General features: G+C 60.0%; 16 protein-coding genes. 6 read left to right on the forward strand and 10 right to left on the reverse strand.

What is annotated here, in order from left to right:
- Positions 1–58: 58 nt before the first annotated feature.
- Together AC1VNX_RS25100 and AC1VNX_RS25105 are read left to right on the forward strand one after the other, a co-directional pair.
- A complete protein-coding gene (locus AC1VNX_RS25100) occupies positions 59–1,180 on the forward strand; it encodes a DmpA family aminopeptidase (RefSeq protein WP_483160344.1) in 1,122 nt (373 codons plus the stop codon).
- Positions 1,177–2,043: a MurR/RpiR family transcriptional regulator gene (locus AC1VNX_RS25105; RefSeq protein WP_483160345.1), complete on the forward strand. Its 867-nt coding sequence runs from the start codon at positions 1,177–1,179 to the stop codon at positions 2,041–2,043. Before AC1VNX_RS25100 ends, AC1VNX_RS25105 begins: the two co-directional genes overlap by 4 nt.
- 403 nt (positions 2,044–2,446) lie before the next feature.
- Here the strand turns inward: AC1VNX_RS25105 and AC1VNX_RS25110 are convergent, their stop codons facing one another.
- The 7 genes from AC1VNX_RS25110 to AC1VNX_RS25140 form a co-directional block, all read right to left on the reverse strand.
- Positions 2,447–2,884 (reverse strand): hypothetical protein, encoded by a 438-nt coding sequence (locus tag AC1VNX_RS25110; RefSeq protein ID WP_483160346.1) that lies wholly within the window; start codon positions 2,882–2,884, stop codon positions 2,447–2,449.
- 484 nt (positions 2,885–3,368) lie between these two features.
- Positions 3,369–4,244: a Bug family tripartite tricarboxylate transporter substrate binding protein gene (locus AC1VNX_RS25115; protein ID WP_483160347.1), complete on the reverse strand. Its 876-nt coding sequence runs from the start codon at positions 4,242–4,244 to the stop codon at positions 3,369–3,371.
- A gap of 281 nt (positions 4,245–4,525) precedes the next feature.
- On the reverse strand, positions 4,526–5,809 hold the full coding sequence (locus tag AC1VNX_RS25120; RefSeq protein WP_483160348.1) for an FAD-dependent oxidoreductase: 1,284 nt from the start codon (positions 5,807–5,809) through the stop codon (positions 4,526–4,528).
- Positions 5,806–6,657 carry an ABC transporter permease gene (locus AC1VNX_RS25125; protein ID WP_483160349.1) on the reverse strand — a complete coding sequence of 284 codons (852 nt, stop codon included), beginning with the start codon at positions 6,655–6,657 and terminating at the stop codon, positions 5,806–5,808. Before AC1VNX_RS25125 ends, AC1VNX_RS25120 begins: the two co-directional genes overlap by 4 nt.
- Positions 6,647–7,417: an ABC transporter ATP-binding protein gene (locus AC1VNX_RS25130; protein WP_483160350.1), complete on the reverse strand. Its 771-nt coding sequence runs from the start codon at positions 7,415–7,417 to the stop codon at positions 6,647–6,649. Before AC1VNX_RS25130 ends, AC1VNX_RS25125 begins: the two co-directional genes overlap by 11 nt.
- Positions 7,418–7,419: 2 nt before the next feature.
- Positions 7,420–8,445, reverse strand: a complete 1,026-nt coding sequence (locus AC1VNX_RS25135; RefSeq protein ID WP_483160351.1) for an ABC transporter substrate-binding protein — start codon at positions 8,443–8,445, stop codon at positions 7,420–7,422.
- 13 nt (positions 8,446–8,458) lie between these two features.
- Positions 8,459–9,085, reverse strand: coding sequence for an FCD domain-containing protein (locus AC1VNX_RS25140; RefSeq protein ID WP_483160352.1), 627 nt, complete (start codon positions 9,083–9,085; stop codon positions 8,459–8,461).
- 1 nt (position 9,086) lies between these two features.
- On the opposite strand from AC1VNX_RS25140, the gene AC1VNX_RS25145 reads away from it, so the two are divergent.
- Positions 9,087–9,992 carry a shikimate dehydrogenase family protein gene (locus AC1VNX_RS25145; RefSeq protein ID WP_483160353.1) on the forward strand — a complete coding sequence of 302 codons (906 nt, stop codon included), beginning with the start codon at positions 9,087–9,089 and terminating at the stop codon, positions 9,990–9,992.
- Positions 9,989–10,672 carry a cysteine hydrolase family protein gene (locus AC1VNX_RS25150; protein WP_483160354.1) on the forward strand — a complete coding sequence of 228 codons (684 nt, stop codon included), beginning with the start codon at positions 9,989–9,991 and terminating at the stop codon, positions 10,670–10,672. The genes AC1VNX_RS25145 and AC1VNX_RS25150 overlap by 4 nt, the downstream gene beginning before the upstream one ends.
- Before the next feature lie 335 nt (positions 10,673–11,007).
- On the opposite strand, the gene AC1VNX_RS25155 is transcribed toward AC1VNX_RS25150, so the two are convergent.
- Positions 11,008–11,481: a winged helix-turn-helix transcriptional regulator gene (locus AC1VNX_RS25155; protein WP_483160355.1), complete on the reverse strand. Its 474-nt coding sequence runs from the start codon at positions 11,479–11,481 to the stop codon at positions 11,008–11,010.
- 51 nt (positions 11,482–11,532) lie between these two features.
- Here AC1VNX_RS25155 and AC1VNX_RS25160 point away from each other — a divergent pair, with 51 nt between their 5' ends.
- On the forward strand, positions 11,533–12,564 hold the full coding sequence (locus AC1VNX_RS25160) for an SDR family oxidoreductase (protein WP_483160356.1): 1,032 nt from the start codon (positions 11,533–11,535) through the stop codon (positions 12,562–12,564).
- Positions 12,565–12,604: 40 nt separating this feature from the next.
- On the opposite strand, the gene AC1VNX_RS25165 is transcribed toward AC1VNX_RS25160, so the two are convergent.
- The gene (locus AC1VNX_RS25165) at positions 12,605–12,832 is read right to left on the reverse strand and encodes a nuclear transport factor 2 family protein (RefSeq protein ID WP_483160357.1); all 228 of its coding nucleotides are present in this window, start codon (positions 12,830–12,832) and stop codon (positions 12,605–12,607) included.
- A gap of 20 nt (positions 12,833–12,852) precedes the next feature.
- On the opposite strand from AC1VNX_RS25165, the gene AC1VNX_RS25170 reads away from it, so the two are divergent.
- Positions 12,853–13,209 carry a hypothetical protein gene (locus AC1VNX_RS25170; RefSeq protein ID WP_483160358.1) on the forward strand — a complete coding sequence of 119 codons (357 nt, stop codon included), beginning with the start codon at positions 12,853–12,855 and terminating at the stop codon, positions 13,207–13,209.
- 41 nt (positions 13,210–13,250) lie between these two features.
- On the opposite strand, the gene AC1VNX_RS25175 is transcribed toward AC1VNX_RS25170, so the two are convergent.
- Positions 13,251–14,645 carry an MFS transporter gene (locus AC1VNX_RS25175; RefSeq protein WP_483160359.1) on the reverse strand — a complete coding sequence of 465 codons (1,395 nt, stop codon included), beginning with the start codon at positions 14,643–14,645 and terminating at the stop codon, positions 13,251–13,253.
- Positions 14,646–14,725: the final 80 nt, after the last annotated feature.

The raw sequence follows: 14,725 nt of genomic DNA on the forward strand, positions 1-14,725 counted from the left end.
TTCGACTACCATTACACAGGTCAATGCAATATTAGTACCAACACATTGGAGTAATCCCTTGCCACATCCCACCGCACAGACAAGAGCAAGAGATCTCGGACTGCGCTTTTCCGGAAAGACAGGTCCTGCCAACGCGATCACCGACGTGCCCGGCGTTGAAATCGGGCAGACGACGCTTATTCATGGGGACGGCGCGCCGCATGTTGGTGCGCCCACCGTACGCACCGGAGTCACGATCGTTCTGCCACGAGGTCGATCCGGCGTGCTGCAACCGGTCAAGGCCGGCGTTCACGCACTCAATGGCAATGGCGAGATGACCGGCACGCATTGGATCGAAGAGGCCGGGATCTTCCGAGGCCCGATAGGTGTGACGAACACGCACAGCGTCGGCGTAGTCCATCACGCGCTGGTGCGGTGGCTCTCCCGCGTCGAGGGTGATCGCGGTGCCTACCCATGGCTGATGCCGGTGGTCGCGGAGACCTGTGATGCAGTGCTCAACGACATGGATGGGCTGCACGTCGAGGAGTCTGATGTTTTCGAAGCCATCGCCGCAGCCGCGCCCGGCGCCGTCGCGGAAGGCAACGTCGGTGGAGGCACCGGCATGGTCTGCTACGGCTTCAAGGGCGGAACCGGCACGGCGTCGCGCGTCGTGAGCGTCGCGGGGCAGGACTACCGCGTCGGCGTGCTGGTCCAGGCGAACATGGGCATCCGCCCATGGTTGAACGTGCTGGGCGTGCCCGTAGGTGAACTCCTGCCGGGTTCTGGCTGCCGACAAGGCGAGCCGGCCGCGCGCGAGCAAGGCTCGATCATCGTGATCGTGGGAACAGATGCCCCGCTTCTGTCCAGTCAGCTCAAGCGGCTTGCAAGGCGCGCCGCACTTGGCGTGGGCAGAACCGGCACGCCGGGAGGAGACGGCTCCGGCGACATCATGTTGGCATTCACCACCCACGCCGATCAGGCGCCCGGGGAGCTGGGCATCTGCCGGACCGAGTATCTGGCTCAGCACACCCTCGACCCGCTCTTCCTCGGCGTGGTGCAAGCCGTGGAGGAAAGCATCCTGAACGCACTGGTCGCCGCCCAGACCATGGTGGGCCGGAACAACACGCGCGTGGAGGCGCTGGATCACAGTATGCTGATCGACCTGATGCGCCGCCATGGCCGCATCGCCGACACCCGATGAAATCCTCCCTGTCCCTTTTTGAACGCATCGAAGCGGCATCGTCCGAGATGACACGCTCGGAGCGGCTTCTGGCGGCCTACCTGACCGCCAACGCGCGCGAGCTGACGTTGGAGAACGCGGCGTCCGTGGCACGAAAATCCGGCGTGAGCCCGATGACCGTCGGGCGCTTTCTGCGCACGCTCGGTTACGACAGCTTCGACGAGGTTCGTCGCGAAGCCAGTCGCCTGAACGCACCTGCGGAGCTTCGCATCGCCGGCCGCTTCGAGCAATTCAGTCGCAGCCACGGCTCCGTGTCCGACGTGCGCAGTGCGCAACTCACGCAGCAAATCGACGCGTTGGTGGCCGCGCACGATCTGGCGACCGGAGAGCACTGGAACGCAATGGTGCAGCAGGTTGCGACATCCCAGCGTGTTTTCGTCGCGGGCTACCAAACCGTGCGCGGTATTGCCTCCGACTTTGCAGCGCGCCTCGAATATGTGCGCGAAGGCGTGAAATTTCTCGATGGTGCGGACGGCACCTATGCCGAACTTCTAGGCGCCCTGAAGAGCCAGACACGCTGTCTGGTTCTTGTCGACATTCGTCGCTATGCGAAGCAAGCCGAAGCGTTAGCGTCGGCGGCCACGGAAGCCGGCATTCCGGTCTTTGTCATCACCGATGCCTACTGTCACTGGGCTCGAACCTACACCCCGCATGTTTTTCATATACAGACGGATGTCGGGTTTTTCTGGGACTCCACCGTTGCGATCGTGGGCTTCATCAACCTGCTGATGAACGGCGTGATCGAGCAACTCGGCAAAAAGGTGGGTGAACGTGTCAGCAGGCTTGAGAAGCTGCAAGACCGCTTCGGCGCATTCCTCGATTGAACATCATCGAGCACTACCCCGCCCTGCCTGGCAGCACGTGCGGGTGCGTGACCTCAGTTCGGCGCCGCGACCAATAGATTCGCAAGGGACAGTGAATTTTGTCAGTGTGAGCATCGACTGAAAGACCGACGAAGTTGCTATTTCGATTTACGCCGAGCGGCAGCAACCGGTCCTGAAGCGGACACTTAACTTCACCCGTTCAGAAGACCGCTTTTGGCCGGGTTCGGCCTCTTGGTCCTGATCATTGTGCCGCGGCATCGGGCCCGAAGCCCGTGATGCCCAAGCCCTGCAGTTTCAACCCTAGAAGGTGCATGGCTCGTCGGCGCATCTCACGAACCAGTGCCGTATGACCGAACGATCGGATGCTATGCATGCTTGCAATGAAAGGCGCGTCTCAGTGCACCTACGAGTTCTGGGCCATGCCCGAAGTGGTTGATGAACTCCGACACGCAAATTCGTCCAGGAGATGAGCCAGCATTGCGCCTGTGTAGTCATCTGATGAGACTTCGGGGGACTCAATAGAGAGCGCAAACAGAAACGAAAGAGCCGCTTGATCTCCGTGTGGCTCGCTCATTCCATCCGGGTCTCCCAAAGATGCCCTATAGGAAGCGACCTGATCCTGAACATCACGCCATTGAGCCATTGATAGCGCTTCATTTCTGCGCAGTCTGATGGCGTTGGCCCAAGCCAAAGCATCAATCGGCCAGCGTTCCCGCAGAAGCTCCAGCACTTCTTCCGCAAAGAGCAAAAAAGAGGCGATGTGATTTCCTTCAGGAAATTTGAGGCCACTTTTTTGCCTCACGTAGTCCTTCCATTGATGCGTAAATTCTTGGCCCGTCACTGTGTGTTCAATTTCAGATAGCGTTGCAGGGAACGGCTCGGACTAGCGCATGGACTCGCGGCCAAAGAAAAGGCGCCTTCGGATGGCTCGATTGCAACGCATAGCAGTCATTCAGCGGGCCGCACCGACTGACTGCAACCAGTCTGGAGCGGGCACACCTGAAGGGCGGCTACGCAGCGGCTGCAGTCATCCGAGTCACTTCCACGAACGTGCACTTTCCGCTGAGGAGCAGTCATTGCGACAGCGACCGGAGGCGCACGGCATGTCATCTCGATCACAACGGCGCCACCCATACTTGTATCTAAACTGGGGTAAATCAGCTCGTAAGAGGCAAACTGAAAGAGCAGCGAACGACGCTCTGAAGCATCGGGAAATGAAATGAGAACATAGGCCTGTTGAATTCAGGCCATGTCCTCCGACGCGACGGTGGGTACTTCAGCAGTCTGCTAAGGCTGCGGTCATCCAGCAAGTGCCATCGGTCACGTCACTGGATCGTGATGCCATACTGTTTGATCACCGGGCTCCACAACTTCAACTCACCGTCCAACACCCTGCGGAACTCGACCGACGTACCGCCCACGGCTTCCATGGTCTGGGTCCGAAGTTTCTCGCGCACGGCCGGTTCGGCCAGGACCTGCAGGATCTCGCCGCGCAGTCGCTCAGTGATAGCGTCGGACGTGCCAGCCGGCGCGATGACGCCGATCCAGGCATCGGCTGTCACGCTGCGCACACCAGCTTCCGTCAGGGTTGGCACATTCGGCAGGGCAGACATCCGCTTGGCGTCAGCGACGCCCAGGGCCTTCATCTTGCCGGCCTGAATGTGCGGCACTACGCTGGCCGCCGGCAGCAGCGCGAAATCCACTTCGCCGGACATCAGTGCCAACGAAGCCGCGGCGGACCCTGCGTAAGGCACGTGCACCACATCCGCCGGGTTGTTTGCGGTCAGCACATACATGCCCATCTGCGAGATCGTGCCGGCACCCATGGAAGCGAAGCTGTAGCGGCCTTCCTTGTGCCCGAGTAGTTCGAACAGTTCCTTTGAGGTCGAAGCCTTCAGCTTGTTCGACGCCACAAGCACCGAAGGCTGAGTCGCTGCGACAGTGATCAGCTTGATATCACGTGCAGGGTCGTAAGGCATAGATTTGAACAGCAGCGGGTTTATAGCCAGCGGTCCCGCTATGCTGACTCCCACGGTATAGCCGTCCGGTGCCGCCTTGGCTACGACATCGGTGCCGATGTTGCCGGCTGCCCCGCTGCGGTTGTCCACTACGAAAGGCTGGCCCAAGCGCGCCGAGAGGCGGTCCGTGAGGATGCGCGCCAGCAGGTCGGGCGTGGACCCAGCGGCAAAAGGCACGATCATCCGTACTGGTTTGGATGGCCAGGTCTGCGCGTGCAGTAGTCCGCAAGAGGCCGCCAGCGCTGTACTCGCAATGCATTGGAAGAGGGTACGTCGAAGCATGTTTTGTCTCCTTGTCGAAATTAAAGGCGTACGGCCCTCAGGCCGCGAACTTGTTGTCGAAACCCAATAACGCGCCCTGAGTCCGCAGACACGCTGCAGCTAGGGGACATCAGGGCTTGCAACCTTGGTGGCGCAGGGCAGCAAGCGTTGAAACGCTTGCGCCAAGCCGAAGCGCTTGTGCTTTAGACGATCGCGCCGTTGGCCCGCAATCGATTGGCAACCGTGCGCGCATTGCGCAGGTGATTGCTCTCTATATAGTCCACTGCTGAGACACCCGCGGCCTCTCCGGTAGCGAATGCAGTGCCCATCACTCGCACCGATGCATAAGCGTCGGGGTCTGCCCCAATCACTCGTCCTCCGTACCAGAGGTTCTCGATACCTGCGGCGCTGATTGCATCGTAGGGAACGTGGAAGTAGCCGGCACCGCCAAGCGGCGTGTATGTTGGCCGACCCGGTTGTGTATGCAATTCGATTGGCCAGGCGGCTCGGGCTACTGCATCGTCGGAAGTTTTGCCTTGCGTCGCATCTGCAAGCGTCATCTCATACCGTGCCGCAGGATGTCGCGTTTCACGCACGCCAATCTGGGGGCCCGTGGCAACAAGATATGCGTTGGCGAAGCCAGGCATGTGCGTTCGCAACATGTGGACATAGTCGTTTGCCATGGCTCGACCTTTCATCTCGAGCGCAGTGAAGCAACGCGAACTGACTTCCGCCAGCGGGAGATCCACGGCCATCCACCAGATGTCGTTGGACACAGGCAGCCGAAACATGATGCCGCCGTCGGATCGGCTTATCGGAAACTGACCACCTTCGTTGTAGCGGGCGACAGCGGCGCATAGGGCTGGACGATCTATCGATAGCTCAGGCAGCACACCTCCTATCCTCATTGGGAGAGTTGTCGCCTGAAGCAAGCCCTCGCGATCGCCGATGCGGAAAGGCACACCCGCAAGCATGGCGAGATTGGCGTCGCCGCTGGCATCCACGAACGCATCCGCAACAGCGTGCCACCGGCCTTCCATTCCTGCGAGCGTGACTGCTTCAATGCGTTCACCAGTACGCGTGGCAGCAGCGACGCGGGTGTGCAGCTGGACATCTACACCATGCCGCACCAGCAAATCATCCATGGTGAGCTTGAGTAGCTCCGGCTCAATTCGCACAATCCAGTTGCCCGTGGTTTCCGAGCAAAAGGGAGTCGTGTTTAATCCGTTTTTGCTTAGGCTGGCGAGCAGTTCAGCCCCAACGCCGCCGACTGCTGCCACCGGCTTTGCGCCTTGTTGATAGAACCCGCAGTACGCAAGGACCTGCGCCGTGGTCGCGGCTCCGCCCAGGAAGCCGTACTTCTCGACAAGGCACACCCTAGCACCTGCCCGGGCCGCGCCTACAGCAGCCCCGACACCCGCAGCTCCGCCGCCGCAGACAACCACATCGTAGTTCTGCTCATGTCGATGGGGTGAACGCCACATCATTTAGCCCTCCATCCGAGCAGCCGGCGCTCAGCCCATCCGATGAGTCCGCTAGCGCAGAGCCCGATAAGCGACAGGATCGCGACGCCAGCGATCAGTTGCTCCATCGAGAAAATTGCTCCCGCCATCAGGATGTAGGAGCCGATGCCAAATTCCGCGCCGATCATTTCAGCTGCCACCAACAAGATGATCCCGATAGACACAGAGATGCGGAAGCCCGACAGGATGGCCGGCATGGCGCCTGGGATGATGATCTTGCGAACGATGGAAGACCACGACAGTCCGAAGGACTGCCCCATGCGGATGAGGCTGCGATCGACGTTGTCGACTCCGCCATAGGTTGCAATCACCATCGGGAAAAAAGTGCCGAACAGGATCGTGGCGATCTTGGAGCCCTCTCCGATTCCAAACCAGATCACAAACAGCGGAAGCAGTGCGATCTTGGGAATCGGAAAAATTGCCGACACAAGAGGCAACAAGCCTGCGCGGGCTAGCGAGAACAGTCCGATCATCAAGCCAACCGTGACACCAAGCGCTGCGCCCAATGTCCACCCTACAACCAGACGGGAAAGACTGGCCAGCACGTGCTTACGTAGTAGGCCGGATTGGTATAGGTCCTGTAGCGCGCCCCACACTTTGCTGGGTGCCGGCAAGACGAGGCTACCGATGACTCCGGTGCGACATCCCAGTTCCCACAGAACCAGGAGCGCGAGAAACACGACGGGGCCGACCCAGCGCATAGGCTGCGGCCTGAACCCTCCACCACGAAACGGCACGGGCCTCGTGCGATTGGATTGCATGGGAATAGCGGTGGCAGGCTCAGCCCGTCCGCGCAGTGCTTCAGTTGTCATGGGCCAACTCCCGGTCGGCCGCCATGGCCTCGTCACGCATCAATGCCCAAAGATCGCGTTGGATCATTTCCATTTCCGTCATCCGTGCGGCGCGCTCCTCCAGCGGCATGTCAATCTGCACCACTTGGCGAATGCGGCCCGGACGACGGCTCAGGAGGATGATCTTGTGGCCCAGGCGTACCGCTTCCGCAAGGTTGTGGGTGACGTAGCACGCTGTGAAGCGCTCGCGTAGCCACAACTCCACCAAGTCGTCCATCAGCAACTCACGCGTCTGGCTGTCCAAGGCTGATAGCGGTTCGTCCATCAACATCACTGCAGGGCTGACGCTCAGTGCGCGTGCAATGGCGACCCGCTGCTTCATTCCCCCTGACAACTGGCGCGGATATGCTTTGCGGAAATCGGTAAGCTTCGTGCGCCCCAGTACGTCTGAGATGATCCCCCCAGCTTCCCGCCCCTTGATGCGGTGATCCTCTAGCACCACGCTAATGTTCTCCTCCACCGTGCGCCAGGGCAGCAATGCGAAGTCCTGGAAGATGTATGTGAGCGGGTTAAGACAGCCTGCAGGCCGCTCTCCCACGAGGTGGATCTGGCCTTCGTCGGGGCGTTCGAGCCCACCGATGAAGCGCAGCAAGGTTGATTTGCCGCACCCTGAAGGTCCGATGATGCAGACGATCTGTCCGGTTGGCAGGTCGAAGGTGATGTCGTCCAAAACCTGCATCTCTCCATAGCGATGGCGGACGCCCTTGAGCTGGATTTCCATAGTCAGCCTTTTATCGGGGCGAAGCCGCCATCCACCAGCATGTCGAAGGTCGCCGACGGTGGTACAAGCTTTTCAGACTTGAACCAGTCGAGCTGATCGCGGATGCTGCCGGCATGAAGTTGCGATCGCTCCGCTATCCGCATCGCGCCATTGCGGATCAGAGGCGCGGCGACCTCAAAAGGGCGGTCCGCCATCACGTATTTGTGGAGTAGCCTCAAGACACCCTCTGCAGACGTTTGGTCTGCGTTGGGACCAACCAGTGCCCCGTTGAAGTCGGCCACGGCACGTGCACGCGCCTTCATGAAGCGTTGCACGACATCCTTGCGCTCGCGGATCATCTTGGTCGCAGCGAAGACGGTGGTAACCTGATAGTCAGGGATGTACTCGGCAATTTCGCCGATCTTCTTCACCTCCGGCTTCGCAATCAGCGGTTTTCCGATATCTGGCACGATGGACCAAGCATCGATTTGCCCCGTACTGAGCGCCCCCACCAAGGCTCCGATCTGTTGCAGGGGCTTGAGTTGGATGTCGCTGAGACGAATTCCGACTTTGTCCGCTACTTTGTGGACCATGTAGTGGAATGACGAGCCATGGGTTGTGATGCCGAAGGACCGATTGCGTAGGTCTCTTGGCGATTTGAGACCCGCTTCCCAAGCCTGTCGCGAGGCCAAGATGATCTGTCCGTCGATACCTGGCTCTTCCTGCAGGGCTCCCCCGATCACCTTCAAGGCGCCCTTCTCGGCTAGGCTGATAAGTCCTGCCGTGACCGCTGTGACGCCGAAGTCCACATCGCCCGAAGCGATGGCCACGGCCATGGGTTGGGCAGCCTGGAAGAACTCGATCTTGGCATCCAGACCTTCGTCTTTGAAATAACCCCGCTCCAACGCCAGAAACGTTGGCCCTTCCGAAGTGAAGCGGAGCGCACCAACTGTGATCCGATCGGTGCTTGCCAGTGCGGTTGGGGCGAAAGTCGGCAATGCCGCAGCCCCGGCAGCAAGCCTGATGATGTTTCTGCGCGAGATAGACATGGGTAACCCTTCGTCAGTTGGCTTTCCAGCCGAAGATGATTTGGCGCAGTGCCTCATGCATGGCATTGGCATCACGTGCGAGCACCGCATTCACGAGGCGGGCATGCGCAGCTTGGGAGGTGCGCGGGTCGAAACCCTGGCCATGCAGGCGTGACAACCTGAAGCGAGCGCTCTGCTGATAGAGCTTCTGCATGATTTCAAGCAAACGAGGTGATCCACAAGCGCTAGCCAAAGTAGCGTGGAGGGCTCTGCCCGCTTCTTCCCACTCCACTGCGTGTTCTGCAGCGTCGTGCGCAACAAGGTCTTCGATTCGACTGAGGCGATGCTGGGCTGCGACCACTTCGCCTTCCCACCGCACGTCACCCGCCGCCATCGACCATCGAATGGCAAGGGATTCAACTTCGAAGAGCACCCGCGTGATGTCCTGCAAGTCCGCAGTCGTGGCCGATGCCACCCTGAACCCCTTTTGAGGCGTCGCCTCCACCAGTCCATCGTTGGCGAGCTGGGTCAAGGCCTCGCGAAACGAGTTCGCGCTTCCCCCGTAACGCTGCCTCAATTCGTCGATCTTCAACTTGGAATCGGGCGCCAACACACCGAATGAGATGTCCCGGCGTACTTGTTCGGCCAACAGGCGGACCACGGTGGACGAATCGTCATTTGATCGGAAGAACATTCAATCTTTCCCAAAATCTTCAATATTTTGGATATTATTTGAAAACTTTAATTTTTGTCAAGGATCTGCCATGTTTCTCACTGGCGCAGCTCAAGTCGTCTTCATGGCGGGGTATCCGGTCGCTCAGGTGCAGTTGCCTGCCCTTTTCAATGCGCGCTTCGAACACGCAGGCGCTGACCTAGCGCTTGTTCCTCTAGAGACGGCGCCAAGCGCGTTGGAGGCGCTGCTGTCGATGGTGCGCACCACCAGTAACTGCCTCGGATTGGTGCTCACGGCCCCGCACAAGCAGGCTGCCGCTCAGATGGCCACCACGCTCACATCCAGGGCACGAAGAATTGGCGCGGTGAACGTCTTTCGTAAGACAGAGCAAGGCCTCGAAGGTGACATGTTCGACGGCGATGGTTTCTGGAACGGAGCGAGTCTCAACGGTTTCGACCCGATGGCTCGGTCGCTTGCTTTAGTGGGCGCGGGTGCAGCCGCCCGCGCGATCGCTCTGGAGTTCATTCACCGAGGCGGGCGATCAATCGTCTTTCGGACCACTGACGCGTCAGAACGTGCAGGCATGCTCGCAATGTGTGCTGAAAGCGCACCTTGGGGGCCGGAACATGCTTTGGAGAATGTCGATATCGTGGTTAATGCCACGCCGATTGGCATGCACCACGCACCAGGACTGTCGGTAGATGAAGATGACCTGAAGCAGCTTCGCGCAGATGCATGGGTTGCAGACCTGGTAACGCAACCTATGCAGACGCCTTTGTTGAGGGCAGCCGCAGGTTTAGGACTGAGAACGCTGAACGGGGCATCGACGGCTCTGGGCCAACTCGACTCAGTCGCCTCATTTTTGGGCATCGACTTCGGAACGGAGGCGGTATGACTTCGACAACTGACCTGGCTCTTCAACTCAAACTCGCTGAAACCGCCAGCCATCGTCGGGACCGGTTGGTTATGTACCCACATCTCGATCCTGTACGCACGGCAGTGCTCATCATCGACATGCAAGATGCCTTCCTTCGGCAAGATTCGCCCGCCTGGGTGCCTGCAGCCAAGCTCATCGTCGACCGCATCAACGCTCTCACACATTGCCTCCGCTCGGCAGGTGCCACTATCTGCTTCACCCGACACACCGTCGTCGAGCACGACTGGTTGCGCTATGTAGAAATCGTTGCTGGCGGAGATCAAGTCCGGGCGAGTGCGCTGCTTGGGAAAGGGACGTGCGGCCATGCGATCTTCAGCGGTATCGACGTGCAGGATGGCGACCTCGTAGTGGACAAGATGCGCTTCGGCGCTCTCGGTGCCGAGCACTGCAGCCTGAGCCCAGAACTGGTCCGCAGGGGCATCGACACCGTGGTTATCGCTGGCACGCTGACGAATATCTGCTGCGAATCCACCGCACGACAAGCCATGGAGCTTGACTATCGAACTCTCTTGGTTGCCGACGCCACGGCGGCACGCAGCGAAGCGGCCCAGACTGCAGCATTGCTGAACGTGTTTGGGGCCTTTGGCGATGTCGCGACAACAGACCAAATCTGCGCCCGCCTGTGCGCTGTGAATTGATGCGCGTCTTTGGAAGTGAGTGGCACGACCACGTCAAGAGTTGTTGCTTGTAGAACGCTTTTCGAAGCGCTCCCGAGCTTCAATGAATGGTTCCTCGCGATGAGCGACTTTTCTTGGTCACAACAAATAGCGGCACTTCCATCAGGTCTAAGGCCGCTATTGGCAGATATCACGCATTGGCTGACGACCACTGGATGACTGCAACCAGTCTGAAGCGGCTGTTCGCTACCAGTCCTTAAAGGATCACTCCTGAGTGCTGGCGCAAAGCCAGCGCGTTGTTCTGCCGGCCCGTATGTGCTCATCGTGGCCCCTGCCTGCGGCATCCTGCACGACGGCTACTCGGCCATTCCGCTGGCCGAGGCCGGAGTCGCCAACTCTGAGACAGCATCAGATTCCAGGAATCTGTCGTACTTGATCGACCACGCAAGCATTGCGCGCAGCGTTGGGATCAGGTCCACCCCCGCTTGGGACAGTTCGTATTCAACGCGCGGCGTGCTCTCGGCGAACGCATGCCGTATTACGATGCCGTTGGCGGCCAGCTCCTTGAGTTGCGCGGTTAGCATGTGCTGCGTGATGCCGGGCAGCCCCCGTTTCAACGCACCGAACCGCATCGGTCCCTCGACGAGCATGCAGACGATCTCGATCTTCCAACGCCCGGTAATTGCACGGATGGTTCGTTGAAACCGCAGGATGTCGATGCGGGTCGGCCCTGTGCAGTTGTCACAGTCCTCTGCGTAGGTTCTGGGCAGGATCGGCTGAATGTTCATCGTCGCTTGAGTCTGGAAATTGAGACTGGTCAGAAAAATCATCCTACTTGTTGGACGTATCGCTTGTCAGCAACATCCCGCTCAGGAGGATCGATGACGAATACAGTTCTGGTGACAGGTGGATCGGGCTTTCTCGCAAGCCATTGCATTCTCAGCTTGCTGAGCCACGGCCACAGCGTGCGCGCCACTGTTCGATCGCTGCAAAGCGCCGAGCGAACCCGGCAGATGCTCGCCTCCACGAACGCGTCCTCCGCGGGAAGCGTCGAGTTCGTCACGGCCGATCTCATGAGCGACGACGGTTGGCAAGACGCGATGTCGGGCTGCGAGCATGTGCTGCACGTGGCTTCGCCGTTTCCAGCGACCGCTCCCAAGGACGCTGATGAGTTGATCCGCCCGGCCCGCGACGGCACCCTGCGTGTCCTTCGCGCGGCACGGGATGCGCAGGTGCGACGCGTGGTCGTCACCTCGTCGTTCGCTGCGGTGGGGTACGGCGGCAAACCGGCCTCCGGGGCTGTCTACACGGAATCGGACTGGACCCATCCGTCCTTGCCCAACCCGCCTTACATCCGTTCCAAAGTCATTGCAGAGCGAGCCGCATGGGATTTCGTAAAGGCCGAGGGCCGTGGCCTTGAAATGGCTGTCGTTAATCCGGTCGGCATCTTCGGCCCGGTGCTGAGCGCTGAAGTGTCGTCCTCCATCGCCATCGTCAAACGTTTGCTGGAAGGCGCGATGCCAGGTTTGCCGGACATCTCGTTCGGCGTCGTGGACGTCCGCGACGTGGCGGACCTGCAGATCAAGGCGATGCTGAGCCCCCACGCGAAAGGGGAGCGATTCATCGGCGTGGCGGGTGGTCTGGTGTCCCTCGAGGACATGGCAGCCATTCTGCGGCGCCATCTGGGCACCGCCGCGGCCAGGGTTCCCACGAAACGGTTGCCCAGCTGGCAGATTCGGCTGTCCGCCTTGTTCAGCCCCGCGGCGCGCCAACTTGTTCCCAGCCTCGGCAAGCGACGCGAATCCTCGAACCAGAAGGCACGCCATCTGCTTGCGTGGAGCCCACGGTCGAACGAAGAAACCATCGTGTCGACCGCGGAGAGCCTGCTGCGTCTAGGCCTGGTATCTCGTTGAGAGTTCAGGCCATTCAGAGACGGCTCCAAGACGACGTGCGTCAATCCTTGCTGAACGCCCGGGCCGCGGCAGCGGTGTCCAGGGCCTCGCGCAGCAGCTTGATCTTGCCGCCTTCCGCGATCAGCACGCCCGCATAGGTCTGCTGATACACCTTGCCGGTGTCGACCACCAGCGCCTCGACGGAGTATTCGCCGAAGACTCGGTCGGGGGTGTCGATCCAGACCTTGAAGTCCTTGAACCGGAAGTCGGGCACCTTGGCCAGCATCATCAAATACTTGATCGAAAAAGATGAGCTACTACACCCGCCTTGAACTGGATTGGGACGATGCGGACTACACGCTGGGGGCCATCACGCCTGAGATGGTCTCCAGTGCGGCCGTGGATTTCGTCACTCGAAACGAATGGGGACGAGATGTCCTGGATGACTTGCGCGCTTCTGCTGCAGGCGAAGGCTTGGAGCGTCAAGGATATAACCGAATAGAGGCGGAAGCGCTGATCGAGATGCTCCGTGAGATCTCTCGAGCGTTCTCGACCGTCACATTTCTTGCTCGAGGCGTCGGTGAAGACATGTTCGATACCTGGATGCGCACCATTCGTGCAGGGGAGGTCACTTCAGAGTTTGGTCCGTTCGAGCCCTCGGCGTAGAGGGCAATAGTCGGCCAGAAGCCGACGGTCAGCTTGCCGGTTCATCCATGCTGCGCCGTCATGTCTGCAAGGGTATGCTTTTTCAACCCGAAGTAGCTGAGGATGCCTCCCGCAGATAAGAGAACGACGGCCAAGGCAAGCGACACATGCATGCCGTGCAGAAAGATGCCCGGTTCAGTGTCTCGCACGAAGAACCCGCACACGGCCACCCCCAGCATTCCTCCAATCTGACGGGCCGAGTTGAGGACGCCGGACGCGATACCTGCATGCGCCGCGTCGACTGCTGACAAAGTCGCATTGGTCATGGTTGGAACCACCAACGCGATGCCGCTTGCTGCAAGCAGCATCGGTAGCACCAGTGTCAGATACGAGCGGTCGGCGTCGACCCGAAGCAGCAGCAGATAGCCAAACGAGGCGAGCGCCAGTCCGGCGACCATCAGGGCTCGCGTACCTACGCGGGTAACCAACCTTCCGGCGACGATGTTCATGACCATCAGGATGGCCGTCATAGGCAAGAAGGCCAACCCGGTCTGTTGTGGAGAGAGCTGCTGGACCGCTTGGAAGAACAGGCTGAAGACGAACACCAGCCCGTAGTAGGCAAAATTCACCACCACGCCCACCGCGGTCGCTATCGAAAAGGTCGTGCTACGGAATAACGAGAGTGGAAGCATCGGTTCCACACTGTGCTGCTCCAGCCAGTAGAACGCAGTTGCGCTGATGAGTGATATTGCTATCCCCCCACAGACCAGGGGATGAAACCACCCCAGCCGACTCGCTTCTGTCAAAGCGGTGGTCAGGGAGGCGAGCGCAAGCATGGCCGCGAGCTGACCTGGCAGGTCAAGTCCACGGCTTGGCTTCGCGGCTGCGGGGGGCGCATAGCGCAGCGTTAGCGCCAATCCGAGCGCACCAATCGGCAGGTTGATGAGAAAGATGCCACGCCATCCCACATGCGCAATGAGCAGTCCGCCCAGCACCGGTCCGGCTGCCAAGGCGATACCTCCGGCCGCTCCCCACCAACCTACCGCACGGCTGCGTTGAGCAGGATTGGGAAATGCCTGCTGCAGCAGCATCAGGGAGCTGGGAACCAGGAGAGCCGCCCCCATGCCCTGGACGACGCGCGAAACTACCAGCAACGCTAAGCTCGGCGCGAGACCGCAAGCGAGGGAGGCCAATGTAAAAACGGAGAAGCCCGCCACGAAGACCCGCTTGGCCCCCATCCGGTCACCAAGCGCTCCGGAGGTCAAGAGCAGTGCCGCGAAGACCAGCGTGTAGGCATTGACCACCCACTGCAGGCCGGCTACATCGGTGCCGAAGCTGACACGCAAGGTTTCGAGTGCGACGTTGACGACGCTGACATCAAGCAGCACCACGACGAATCCAAGGCCTGCTGCAACCAGGGTCCCGCGCTGGCGGTGGCTCAAGAAAATTGTTCCCATCAAACTGTCCCGCGAAATAGCACACCCGAATGCTAGGAATGAAAGTTCTGTGCGTAAACTCCACAAAAATGCAATCCATC

The sequence above is a fragment of the Variovorax sp. TLI9-5A genome, from assembly GCF_056867935.1.

What these genes read in the sequence shown, in the direction of transcription:
- AC1VNX_RS25125 (WP_483160349.1), bottom strand. Translation starts at nt 6,657, where the DNA reads ATGACAACTGAAGCACTGCGCGGACGGGCTGAGCCTGCCACCGCTATT.
- AC1VNX_RS25120 (WP_483160348.1), bottom strand. Translation starts at nt 5,809, where the DNA reads ATGATGTGGCGTTCACCCCATCGACATGAGCAGAACTACGATGTGGTT.
- AC1VNX_RS25150 (WP_483160354.1), top strand. Translation starts at nt 9,989, where the DNA reads ATGACTTCGACAACTGACCTGGCTCTTCAACTCAAACTCGCTGAAACC.
- AC1VNX_RS25160 (WP_483160356.1), top strand. Translation starts at nt 11,533, where the DNA reads ATGACGAATACAGTTCTGGTGACAGGTGGATCGGGCTTTCTCGCAAGC.
- AC1VNX_RS25165 (WP_483160357.1), bottom strand. Translation starts at nt 12,832, where the DNA reads ATGATGCTGGCCAAGGTGCCCGACTTCCGGTTCAAGGACTTCAAGGTC.
- AC1VNX_RS25115 (WP_483160347.1), bottom strand. Translation starts at nt 4,244, where the DNA reads ATGATCGTGCCTTTTGCCGCTGGGTCCACGCCCGACCTGCTGGCGCGC.
- AC1VNX_RS25175 (WP_483160359.1), bottom strand. Translation starts at nt 14,645, where the DNA reads ATGGGAACAATTTTCTTGAGCCACCGCCAGCGCGGGACCCTGGTTGCA.
- AC1VNX_RS25135 (WP_483160351.1), bottom strand. Translation starts at nt 8,445, where the DNA reads ATGTCTATCTCGCGCAGAAACATCATCAGGCTTGCTGCCGGGGCTGCG.
- AC1VNX_RS25105 (WP_483160345.1), top strand. Translation starts at nt 1,177, where the DNA reads ATGAAATCCTCCCTGTCCCTTTTTGAACGCATCGAAGCGGCATCGTCC.
- AC1VNX_RS25170 (WP_483160358.1), top strand. Translation starts at nt 12,853, where the DNA reads ATGAGCTACTACACCCGCCTTGAACTGGATTGGGACGATGCGGACTAC.
- AC1VNX_RS25130 (WP_483160350.1), bottom strand. Translation starts at nt 7,417, where the DNA reads ATGGAAATCCAGCTCAAGGGCGTCCGCCATCGCTATGGAGAGATGCAG.
- AC1VNX_RS25155 (WP_483160355.1), bottom strand. Translation starts at nt 11,481, where the DNA reads ATGATTTTTCTGACCAGTCTCAATTTCCAGACTCAAGCGACGATGAAC.